This is a genomic window from Gottfriedia acidiceleris, assembly GCF_050457485.1.
GTDB lineage: Bacteria > Bacillota > Bacilli > Bacillales > Bacillaceae_G > Gottfriedia > Gottfriedia acidiceleris_D.
The window spans coordinates 338203-349717 of the sequence record NZ_JBCMJM010000007.1 but is presented as its reverse complement, the minus strand read 5'-3'; the positions used below and the strand labels follow the sequence as shown (position 1 = coordinate 349717).

At 30.8% G+C, this 11515-nt stretch carries 14 protein-coding genes; 4 read left to right on the top strand and 10 right to left on the bottom strand.

Translation table 11 applies throughout. The annotated features are described in order from the left end of the window. Positions 1–87: 87 nt before the first annotated feature. The 3 genes from ABEY15_RS08010 to mtnB form a co-directional block, all read right to left on the bottom strand. Positions 88–534 (bottom strand): MarR family winged helix-turn-helix transcriptional regulator, encoded by a 447-nt coding sequence (locus ABEY15_RS08010; protein ID WP_056474121.1) that lies wholly within the window; start codon positions 532–534, stop codon positions 88–90. 74 nt (positions 535–608) lie between these two features. Further along, positions 609–800, bottom strand: coding sequence for an aspartyl-phosphate phosphatase Spo0E family protein (locus ABEY15_RS08005; protein ID WP_025671755.1), 192 nt, complete (start codon positions 798–800; stop codon positions 609–611). Positions 801–1263: 463 nt separating this feature from the next. Then, positions 1264–1899, bottom strand: coding sequence for a methylthioribulose 1-phosphate dehydratase (gene mtnB / locus ABEY15_RS08000; RefSeq protein WP_429889581.1), 636 nt, complete (start codon positions 1897–1899; stop codon positions 1264–1266). Positions 1900–2453: 554 nt separating this feature from the next. Here mtnB and ABEY15_RS07995 point away from each other — a divergent pair. After that, positions 2454–4196: a B12-binding domain-containing radical SAM protein gene (locus ABEY15_RS07995; RefSeq protein WP_429889580.1), complete on the top strand. Its 1743-nt coding sequence runs from the start codon at positions 2454–2456 to the stop codon at positions 4194–4196. Positions 4197–4289: 93 nt separating this feature from the next. Further along, entirely contained in the window at positions 4290–4637 is a 348-nt protein-coding gene (locus ABEY15_RS07990) for a DUF3905 domain-containing protein (protein ID WP_429889579.1), read from the top strand. 60 nt (positions 4638–4697) lie between these two features. Here the strand turns inward: ABEY15_RS07990 and ABEY15_RS07985 are convergent, their stop codons facing one another. Beyond that, positions 4698–5099: a DinB family protein gene (locus tag ABEY15_RS07985; RefSeq protein WP_429889578.1), complete on the bottom strand. Its 402-nt coding sequence runs from the start codon at positions 5097–5099 to the stop codon at positions 4698–4700. A gap of 216 nt (positions 5100–5315) precedes the next feature. Here ABEY15_RS07985 and ABEY15_RS07980 point away from each other — a divergent pair, with 216 nt between their 5' ends. Beyond that, positions 5316–5795: a spore coat protein gene (locus ABEY15_RS07980; RefSeq protein WP_429889577.1), complete on the top strand. Its 480-nt coding sequence runs from the start codon at positions 5316–5318 to the stop codon at positions 5793–5795. 28 nt (positions 5796–5823) lie between these two features. On the opposite strand, the gene ABEY15_RS07975 is transcribed toward ABEY15_RS07980, so the two are convergent. From ABEY15_RS07975 to ABEY15_RS07950, 6 genes are all read right to left on the bottom strand, one after another. Continuing rightward, a complete protein-coding gene (locus ABEY15_RS07975) occupies positions 5824–6330 on the bottom strand; it encodes a DUF3189 family protein (RefSeq protein WP_429889576.1) in 507 nt (168 codons plus the stop codon). A gap of 24 nt (positions 6331–6354) precedes the next feature. Then, positions 6355–7023 carry a DUF421 domain-containing protein gene (locus ABEY15_RS07970; RefSeq protein ID WP_429889575.1) on the bottom strand — a complete coding sequence of 223 codons (669 nt, stop codon included), beginning with the start codon at positions 7021–7023 and terminating at the stop codon, positions 6355–6357. Positions 7024–7121: 98 nt separating this feature from the next. Further along, the gene (locus ABEY15_RS07965; protein WP_429889574.1) at positions 7122–8342 is read right to left on the bottom strand and encodes an NAD(P)/FAD-dependent oxidoreductase; all 1221 of its coding nucleotides are present in this window, start codon (positions 8340–8342) and stop codon (positions 7122–7124) included. A 135-nt stretch (positions 8343–8477) separates the two neighbouring features. Further along, complete coding sequence (phaC, locus tag ABEY15_RS07960) at positions 8478–9542, bottom strand: class III poly(R)-hydroxyalkanoic acid synthase subunit PhaC (protein ID WP_429889660.1); 1065 nt, start codon at positions 9540–9542, stop codon at positions 8478–8480. 63 nt (positions 9543–9605) lie between these two features. Then, positions 9606–10349 carry a 3-oxoacyl-ACP reductase gene (locus tag ABEY15_RS07955; protein ID WP_429889659.1) on the bottom strand — a complete coding sequence of 248 codons (744 nt, stop codon included), beginning with the start codon at positions 10347–10349 and terminating at the stop codon, positions 9606–9608. Positions 10350–10370: 21 nt separating this feature from the next. Beyond that, positions 10371–10883 carry a polyhydroxyalkanoic acid synthase subunit PhaR gene (locus tag ABEY15_RS07950; protein WP_097975792.1) on the bottom strand — a complete coding sequence of 171 codons (513 nt, stop codon included), beginning with the start codon at positions 10881–10883 and terminating at the stop codon, positions 10371–10373. A 208-nt stretch (positions 10884–11091) separates the two neighbouring features. Here ABEY15_RS07950 and phaQ point away from each other — a divergent pair, with 208 nt between their 5' ends. After that, complete coding sequence (gene phaQ, locus ABEY15_RS07945; protein ID WP_429889573.1) at positions 11092–11511, top strand: poly-beta-hydroxybutyrate-responsive repressor; 420 nt, start codon at positions 11092–11094, stop codon at positions 11509–11511. The last annotated feature ends 4 nt before the right edge of the window (positions 11512–11515 follow it).

The window sequence follows — 11515 nt, the reverse complement described above, 5'->3', positions numbered from 1 at the left end:
TTAGCAGCATATATAGTTGTAAATACAAATTAATTTAAACGATAATTGTTTGAAAATAAAAAAAAGCCCCATCAAATGAGAGCTTTTTTAGTTAGACCCATGGTATCCAATTTTCTTCAATAAGTGAATTAAGAAATTTTTTTCTTCATTAGATAGATCACTCATTTGTTCATGTAAAAATTCTTCGTGCACAGGAAATATTTCTTCCATCAGTTTATTTCCACTTTCAGTTATTTCTGCATAAATTACTCGACGATCTGCACTACAAGGATTTCGATAAACTAGACCCTTTTTCTCGAGTTTATCTACAACATAAGTAATACTGCCACTTGCAATTAATATTTTTTCTCCAATATGTTGAAGTGGTTGATTTCCTTTATGATACAAGAGCTCTAGCACTGCAAATTCAGTTGGATTTAAATTAAAACTAGCAATTGATTTGTTTGCAGAATCATTTATCTTTCTATGAGCTCGCGATAATACAATAAATAGCTTTAAAGAAAGCTCTATATCTTTTCTATTTGTCTCTTCCATAATAATACCCCTTCAATTTCTTTTACATTGCTCATTCTATATTATTATTTTACACTTATTAATCAATCTTAAGATTATTTCAATGAAAATGACTTATTTAATTCCGATAGCAATTTTTTTTGGTATGAAATAATTAACTCGTCCAATTCTTGACTGGCCTTTAAGGTCAAATGTTCATTTAACCCTTTAGTTTCCGCAAAAAATACCATTTCTTCCCTTTTTAATGAAATAGATAATAATAAACGGCTGAGTTGATATTCATTCATTAGACTGATTCCCTTCTACAGGATGTTTTTTAACAAACCTTTTCATTCTTAATCGAATTAATTTCTATTATTCATTCTATCTAAATTATTTAAAATAGATACAATATGAAACCTACTAAGCAAAATTACCTAGTAGGTTTATTTATTTTATGAAATAGCGCTTTTTTCTATCGTTCTTACTTATAAATTAGACGACTTTTTATTAAATCCTGCTTAAAATGATTAATTTTGATTTAAGTGAAATTGTATAGACACTTTTATATAAAGTTAATTAAATTGTAGCTATGAACAAATTTTATTGCTCAATTCCTTTATATACAGTATACTCTAAAAAAATTTTATTTAGCAAAACCTTCTAGAAATGATCAATTTTAAAAAATAGTATAATTTTATTATAAAATAAAAAAGCTGAAATGTAATGGAATTTATTTACCACTACTATTTCAGCTTTTTTCGCTTTTATTTAGTTGCCTGCTTTTATTTTATGACCTTGAATCATCATTAGTTTTACTTTATAACTTATTAAAAATTCAATTCCTTCTAGCCACTTCTTCGTTTCTAGTGGGCTTCTTCCCCAAACAGTGATCCCGTGATTTCTAACAAGAACAGCCCCAAAATCCTTTGTTAAAAATGGAGTGTATGCACGTTTAAAAGTTTCCATGTCTTGTGCATTCTCAATGATTGGAACTGTTATTTTATTTTCAAAATAAGAACTTGTTAATATATGAATCATTTCATTATTTTCAAGTTCTACCTGCCCCTCACCACCAAATAATTCAGAAATAACATTATTATCTACGGTATGTACATGGAGCACACAATTAGCAGATGTTTTTTCGTAAATATTTGCATGAACTAAAGTTTCAAGTGATGGCTTTAATACCGTATCAAATACTGGTTCACCAAGATTATTAACTACTATAAATTCTTCATCACAGCGTGCTCTCTTATCCTTTTCATCAGCTGTTACAAGAAATAATAATGGATCGTCTGAAATTTTCATAGACAAGTTTCCACTAGTACCATAAAACCAATCTCTTTTAGCCAAATCACATTTAATATTCGCAAGCTTTTTCCATTGTTCTAAAAATAAACTCATATTTACACCTCCACTTATTTAGACTATCTATTTGGACACCGTTAAAAATTCAAACTATTCATACTATTTAATAAAATTATGTCATGTGACGGTGTTCATTGTCAATAGTTCTAAGTAAATGAACAATCATCAATTTTCTACAACTTTTATCCATTTTTGATAGTAATTAATGATTTAATACTTTTTTTACATCCTGATTTGACAGCACTCCTATTTTATTACACAAATAAGTGAAAAATAAGACTTTCTTACTCATATTGTTTATCCTTTCTTTCCCAAGGGAAACTTTTTTGTATTTAGTAAATCATATGTCTTTTTTATAAAAAATGTGAAGAAAATCTACTATAAAATATGGTAAGTTTCAGTTAGACGAAATCACTTTAAGGCGTTAAGTATTTTGGAGAAGGACGGACTAAAATACCCTAATAAATAAGTAATTTGATATTTGGATCGCTTCTTTTCATCATTCATTTTCTATTTCGCTTTTGAAAATTTAGTAATCTCAATATTTTATGATAAAATAAATCGATAATAATTTAGAACGAGGTATATAAATGAACATTGTTTTAGCAACATTAAATGCAAAATATATCCATACTAATTTGGGAATTCGATACATTAAAGCGTATGCTCAGCCTGAATATGATATAGAGCTTGCAGAATATACAATAAAAGACCCAAGTCTTAACATCATCACTGACTTATATAAACGCAAGCCAAAAATACTTGGTTTTAGCTGTTATATTTGGAATATCGAACAAACAATTGAAGTCATCCGTATGTATAAAAAAATTGATCCTTCCGTTATTATTTTTGTTGGCGGACCAGAAGTAAGCTATGATGTGAATTATTGGTTAGATCGCGTAAAGGAAATTGACATCATTACGATTGGGGAAGGAGAAATTACTGTTAAGAAATTAATTAAAGCTATTGAAAATGGGAATGATTTCACTTCCATAAATGGCATTGGTTATCGAGATGAAGGAAAAAATATCATTAAACCGCAAACCGAAAAATTAGATTTAACAACTATTCCTTCCCCATATCGCTTTAAAGAAGATTTACCTTTTCTAAGTAAAAGAATTCAATATATCGAAACAAGCCGAGGTTGCCCATTTAATTGCCAGTTTTGTTTATCTTCTATTGAAGTTGGGGTGCGATATTTTAATCGAGAGGTTATCAAAGACGATATTCGTTACCTAATGGCAAATGGAGCTAAGGTTTTTAAATTCGTAGACAGAACTTTTAACATAAGTCGTAGTTATGCAATGGATATGTTCCAATTTTTAATTGACGAACATGTGGAAGGAACGGTATTCCAGTTTGAAATTACTGGTGATATTATGCGACCAGAAGTCATCGAATTTTTAAATCAAAATGCTCCAAAAGGCTTATTCCGATTTGAAATAGGTGTTCAATCTACAAATGATGCTACTAACGAACTAGTTATGAGAAGACAAAACTTTGAAAAACTTTGCAGAACTGTCACACTTGTACGAGATGGCGAAAAAATAGATCAACATTTAGATTTAATTGCTGGTTTACCTGAAGAGGATTACAATTCATTTCGTCAAACATTCAATGACGTTTTTGCTTTAAGGCCAGAAGAGTTGCAACTAGGATTCTTAAAAATGCTAAGAGGCACTGGAGTACGACTAAGAGCGCATGAACATGATTATGTTTATATGGATTATGCTCCGTACGAAGTATTAGGTAATAATGTACTATCATTCGATGATATTGTAAAAATTAAGCAAGTTGAAGACGTACTTGAAAAATATTGGAATGACCATCGAACAAATAATACGATAGAATATTTAATTAAAAATGAGTTTGAAAGTCCATTTGATTTCTTCCAATTATTTGGTTCATATTGGGAAGAAAGAGGTTGGTCAAGAATCGGCCACCAGCTTGAAGATTTATTTAAGCGTCTTAATGAGTTTTTAACTCAATATCAAATCAAAAACGATACAATCGTTAAAGATATTATGAAAATTGATTATTATTTAAATCATAAATATAAACCGCGTAAACCTTGGTGGGACGAAGTAACAAACCATGATTTTGCGAAGGATATTTATAAACGAATTATCGAAAATCCTGAATATTTAGGCTCAGATTTTATTACACTTAATCTAAATGAAAAAGAAATTTATAAGCATACAATGATTGAATCACTTTCATTTGATATCGAACATTTCTTACTAACTGGAGAGTATAGAACTGGTAATTATGCGATGCTAGTTTATTTCTCACCTAAAACATTATCGCCTTCATTTTTTACAATAGAAGCATAAGTAAAAGAGGACAATATTCATTTTGGATATTGTCCTTTTTGTATTGATTTTACTATTTAGCAAATAATAATTGGTAAGTAGAGGTGATATATAATGAAGAAAAAAAATGAGAAAACCAAAATTGATTCGCCGGTAATGAATGATACTTTACCCCATATTTCAAATTTCCCTTCTTTTAAAGGGACAAACATTAAAATGGAAGAGCCTTTTGTAAATTCAAAGGGGGTAGTAATTGGAGATAGTAAGTATAGCTCTCCTAACTCTCCAATAAATAATTGGTCTGACGATGTTGATCCATCTGTTATGGCAGGCGACGAGTGGGTTCATCCAACTAATGATATTGGTTGGGCAAGTGCAGAAAACACAGACTTATTAGAATCAAGAAAACGAGAACAGCCTGCAAAACAATTTATGCATCCACAGCACGAAACGAAAGACTGATGAAGTACAAGATTAGGGGATAGGAAGAAAGTATCATTTCTCCTATCCCCTATTTTTTCTTTAAAATAGTCCGATATTAATATCGCCCTTTTTTTGGACTAGTAGCATATGTAATTGCGCTCTGTGGTGAGTGAAGTGGACTAATATCTCTAATAACCACTCAAATTTTGAATATTGAAGACCCCAATATGAAGTAGTTTTTTCAACTAAATCTTTTTCTTTCAAATTAAAATAGAATTCCTTTAATTCATGAAAGTTTTTTTGTAATAAACTTTTCATTTCAACTAGTGATTTACATTCAACCCCGGTATAGTATTTAACCATTATTTCTTGACTAGCACCGCTCATAATTTCCATATCAGCACCAATAAGCTCACATAGATGTTGGACTAACTCCCCCATCGATTTCTTGTCCTTAACCGGTCGGAACGTTAAATCTTCCTCATTAATTAAATCAATCATTTCTAAAACACTCTTTACACATAAACTCAATTGATGAATCACATTCTCAATATACATAAGTTTTGTGGGACAAGAATGGCGGAATAGTTCTAGTTCAATCCCTCAAATAACTTCCAACCTTCTCCCATTTCCTCCCTTCCTGCTTAAACTCTACCTTTTTTTCGTCATATCACCATTCCTTACTGAATAGACTTGTACAATAAAGGAGGGATCCTGATGAGAACATTGGCTTGGCATGAAACCTTAGAATTACATGAAATTGTTGCAACAACTACTTACTACTTATATAAGCTTAAAACAAATATAAAAAATATAACAGATTCTGGATTAAAAGAGTTATATAAAACTTCTATTACATTGTTTGAAAATAACTTACGGGATTTACTAAAATTTATGAGCAATATAACGATTGGGGACAGGGATGCAGCAAGCGATAAATTAGCAAGCGAAATGAGTGCAGAAGATTTATTATCAGCAACAAAAGTATTAACAAAAATGTATGCACATGCAACTACAGAAACAGCTACTCCTGATTTAAATAATTTATTTATTAAACATCTAGTATCGGTGAACAATTTGCATACGCAAATTTTTAGCTATTTATCAAAACAAGGTCAATATTCCGTATTTAATATTAATAAGTTAATCGAAAACGATGCTAAAAAAGCTATGGATGTCATAAATATGCCGTATTAAAAAATGGACGTAATAGAACGTCCATTTTTTAATCTTTATTGAAGTTTTTATTAGATAAGTCAGTAACCTTTTCAGCTGCTATGTGATGATATCTTTTCGTATTTTCAACTAATTTTATCAAATTCAAATAAGTTTGCTTAGCCCCTAATACAAGTAATGGAACCCCAATAAAATCGATATGTAAAAATCTTGATGTAAAACCACCTAAAGTCATAGCTAGTGGTACTGTTGGCGATGTACTTGATAAAATAATTTTATCTTCTTCATTTAATAAGATTTTTCCTAAACTTTCGATCGCTGTCGGTACATTTTTAGTATATCTTTTTGCTACTGTATACACTTGGTCTCCATTTTCGTCTTCACCGTGAAAAAATAGTTTTCCACCATCTTTTGGTTTTAGTTTATTAAATAAATAGGTATTCTTTACTTCTTCCGTTGTCGGCTGGCGATCAAGTGGTAATTGCTTTAAATGATATGCAGCAGCCAAAGGTGAAGAATGTGTACCACCAAAACAGTAATAAATATAATATTTCATTTATCTCATCCTCAAATTTTTATATTAATACGTATGTAAATGTAATTGTTTTGAATCCCATTCTGCAAAGCATACTTGTTTAAGTGATAAATTTGACTCAGAAAGTTTTTTATGAACCCATTTTTCATCTTTTTTCAAAGAGTTAAGAGCCCTTTTAATTATTTTTCCATCACTAATTACGACCACAGGTAAAAATTCTTTTTCCATTTGAATTTTTAAATCCTGTTTAGTAGGCGTGTCAAAGTTTGATTTCTTCAGGACACTAATCGTGCCGTCATTTTCTAAAATAGCATACGCAACTTCACTAACTGCAAAAGTATCCTTTGCTCTTAGTAATTGCATCAGTTGGTCAGTGTCCAAACGATTTCTCTTCAATTCTTTCCATTGAATTGCTCCATGTTTAATTACAATAGAAGCATCACCTTCTAAGAACTTTCTTGCCCACATTGATTTTTGTGTCAAGACCTCAGTAACAAATATTAATGCACCCCAAACAAATATACTAAAAAGAATTTTTGGTAGATTTGCTTCTTTATCATATATTCCATCTCCTAGTATATTTCCTAACACTAGTGACGAAATCAAATCAAATGGCGTTATTTGTGTAATTTGTGTTTTCCCATTAATTTTAACGACAATAAAAAGAGCTATATAACCTAAAAACAACTCTGTAAACATTTCATGATAACTCATGTAATACACTCCTATATTTTTATTACCTATTAAATTTTCTTACTACTTTACTCTTTTTATACATAAAATTGGTAATCGATTAACATTCTAATTAAAATTTAATGATCCATATAAAGATATGCGTCTGGATGAGACCCCACAGTAACTAGATCTTTTAGTATTTTAGCTAATATATAACTATAAACCGTTCCATTGCCGCCATATGCCATTAAAAAAAGGCAATTAGGATATTCATCGTATTGTCTAATCATTGGTAAGCCGGAATGTGTTCCTCCAAATGTACCTGTCCAATAATATTCTGCTTTAGCTTCTTTATAATGAGGAAACAACTCTATTAAATTTTTTATTAGCAGTTCTTTTTTATGGAATAACATAGATTCACGTTTTTCTGGTATTATTGTAGGTTCGTCAAGTCCTCCGACAATTATTCTTCCATCCACTGTAGTCCGTAGATATAAATATGGTCTTGCCGTCTCCCAAATTAAACAATTTTCATACCATGCATTGCTATTTTCAACTAGAGGTTGTGTTGCAATCGCAAATGTTGAAGTTAAAATTGCATTTTTCTCACTTTTTATCTCTAACGATTCATAACCCCCAGCAAAAATAACTTTTTTTGCTCGAACCGTATGTTTATTTTTAGTAAAAAGTTGTACCCCTTCATCTTTACCGATGATCCGAGTTACCTCTGTATCCGAATACACCTTCAATCCTCGTTTCAGAGCATATAACAGTAAGCCGTGTGCGGATTTATATGGATTTACTTCAGCGTCATCCCCTGTGAACAATGCAACTTCCTTTGTAAAATTAAACTTTTCTTCAATTTGCGATTTTGTATATCGTTCAACATTAAAACCATTTTCTTTTAATGCTTTATATTCCAAATCAATCATTTCTTTACCATCTAAATTACTAGCATAGTATAAACTTTTTCTTTTTATAAAATCAGAATTAATTTCAAGTGTTTTTGACATTTCTTCAAGCCCTTTAATTGCCTCTACACATAATTGGTAATGACGAACAGCTTTTTCTTTTCCATATGAATTAATAAATGAATTTAAAGATTTGTCATTTGTATACTGTAAGAGCCCCGTATTTGCACTAGTACTTCCCTGTACAACTTTTTTTCGCTTATCTAATAAAATGACCTTAGCTCCCGTTTGACTTAAGAAATATGCGCATAAACTTCCTGATTCACCACCGCCTATTATTACAAAATCACAATCTAAATCTTCATCGAGTGGCTTTATCTTTTCTAGATCGGGATGAGAATCAGTGTAAGTCGTTGGCCAATACAAAACTCCGCTAATACTTTTCACGTCTTCTATTCTCCTTTCTTCAGATCATATTTAAGGTAGTTTTTGTCAGTTGAATAAAAAAAATCCCACTTTTTTAAAAGTGAGATTTTTTAATATAATATTTAATGTGAATGGATTTCTAGAAATTTACTGAAATTATGATCTTTCAGCTAACCATTTACCAATTGTAGGATATGTCGTTTTTAATGAAACAGGTCCAAACATGATTGATACATGGCCCGATGGAATCGAAACATACTGCTTATCTACACTAGAAATATGCTCATTTAATGCTTCAACTTGGCAAGGCATCGCAATATGGTCCTTCGTAGCAGAAATATTTAAAACATTAGCTTTAATGTTTGATACATCTACTTTTCTTCCTCTAATTTCTAAGTCACCGCTTAATAATTTATTTTGTTGGTAAAACTCTCTGATCCATTGGCGATATGCTTCACCTGGGAATGGAATACCATCTGTAACCCATTTTTGCATTAACTGCCACGACCTAATAAATTTTGTATTATCAGAGCGATCCAATAATGTTACATAAGGTCCAACAAAATTAGTAACAGGTTTTAACATTTTGTTACCAAAATCGATCATTTCAGGAGGTATATTCCCTAATGTATCAACAGCTTTATCAAGTGCAAAGTATTTTTCATTTAAAAATGCACCATATAAACCTGTATCTGAAAAATCGAATGGACTAGTTACAAAAATTAAGTTTTTAATTGGTGCATTTTCATAAAGTGATGCGTAAATACTTGTTAACGTACCACCCATACAATATCCTAACATCGATAGTTCTTTTGCACCTGAAAAACGAAGTACCTTATTTACCGCTTTTGCAATATAGTCGTGAATAATATCGTCAAATTTTAAATGACGATCTTCATGAGCAAAGGTTCCCCAATCTAATAAATAAACATCAAATCCTTCATTAACAAGATACTCAACAAACGAGTTCCCCTTTGTTAAATCAAGAATATACGGTTTATTAATTAGAGCGTAGATAAGAAAGATTGGAGTCTTTTTTACCTTTTTTGTAGTTGGAATATAATGATATAACTTACTTTTATTTTTCGTCCAAATAACTTCTTTAGGAGATTGACCTACTAAAGGTTCTCCCTCTTTTATAAGAATATCTGCAGTTTTCTTCAATCTTTTGTATGATTCTTTTAATCCGCTCGGAAGCGATTCCGTAGCTTCTTCTAACATTTGTGAATTAAACACACATTTCCCCCCTTTTGATCTTAAAAAAGGTAATCTATTAAGTAAGCCTTAAACGTAAAGTCCGCCATTTACATTAATCTGTTGACCAGTAATGTACTCTCCACCTTCACATAAGTAAATTACAGCTTTAGCAATCTCTTCAACTGTACCAAATCTTCTTTTTGGTATTCTTGATTTAATTTGCTCTTGTACATTTTCTGGAATTTCTCTTACCATGTCAGTTTCAATAAATCCTGGACATACAGAATTTACCGTAACGTTTGTTTTTGCTAATTCAAGTGCTAATGATTTAGTAAATCCAATCATACCAGCTTTTGCAGCAGAATAGTTTGTTTGGCCAAATCCGCCTGCCTGACCAATAACTGATGAAATATTAACGATACGAGCGTTATCAGATTCAAGTAAGTATGGTAAAGCAGAATTACAAGTGTTATAAACACTGCTTAAATTTACATCAATAACCTCATGCCAATCTTCTGCACTTAGTTTTTTGAAACTACGGTCTCTAGTAATACCAGCATTATTAACAATAATGTCTAATCGGCCAAAATGCTCAACCGTACGATCAATTAATGCTTTCGCTTGATCTAATTCAGCAACATTAGCTTGCACTGCTAACGCTTCATAACCATTTTCAAAAAGTTCATCTACCACTGCTTTTGCGTGTGCTTCACTATTATTATAATTGATTACAACTTTTGCTCCTTTTTCTGCTAAAGCAAATGCTATACCTTTTCCTATCCCTTTTGCTCCACCTGTTACGATCGCTACACGATTTACTAAATCCATTATCATTTCTCCTTTTTTAACTAATTATTGTTTTGTTGGTTGTTTAGTCGTTAATTGTTGTAAAAGTTGTTCAATGTTAGCCATTGAAGACTTTAATTGTTCAATACTTTCCATTGATGACTTTAATTCACTAACTTGTTGATGAATTGATTTGGTTTCAGCTTTCAATTTTGTAAGATCTCGTTTAACTGTCACAATGTCTAACTCTTTTTTCAATGCTGCTACATCTAACTCGGGTTGGGAATCTAAATATAATTGATCTTCTAATGTATCTACTTTCGATTCTAAATTAATCACTAAGCTAGCTACATTTGCAATATCTTCTTTAGAAGCAATATTTGAAGCCTCTAAGAAAGTTTTTGATTGATCATTCAACATCTTTTTACAGAATAGATTAAAATCTATTACAGAACCCATCCACTCGGAAAATTCTTCTTTCTGAACATATTCGTTCATCATTTTTCCAAAGTATTTTTCATTTACATCATACATTTGCTTCCACATTTTCAATGGATCTGAATAATTTTGCTCTGACATGTTAATCCCCCTCACTACTTTTAAGTATAGAAAACAAGCTAACGACAAAACAATCCAATGTTTTCGTGATATTTCTACATTTTCTGTCGAAATTTGTTTTATAATATTCATTATATTTAAAATACATTGACAATAAATTTAACTAAGTGTAAATTACACCTAAGGGATGATGATTCCATTACTACGATATAGGGGGGAACATAACTTTATGACAACAAATGAAAAGGAAACAAGTAAAAAAAATAAACACGAAACCTCTGATTCGATTACATTGCCTAAAAACTTCTTAGTTCCCTTTCTACTTCTTAGCCTTAAGCAATGGAATATGCATGGCTATAAATTAATGCAAGTATTATTTGATTTAGGTTTTACTACGCTTGATTCAAGTAATGTTTATCGAATTCTAAGACAACTTGAAAAAGAAAGTTATATTAAATCTAGTTGGGAATATGGAATGGAAGGTCCGGCAAAGCGAATTTACTCAATTACAGATGCCGGAGAGGAATATCTAAAAACTTGTCATAATTCATTTACTCAATATAATCAGATGCTCCAAACATTTTTTTCGATTTACACAAATTCATTCTTTCCATTTAGCAACTCTGATCAAAGTTTTAAAGATGATTGAAATT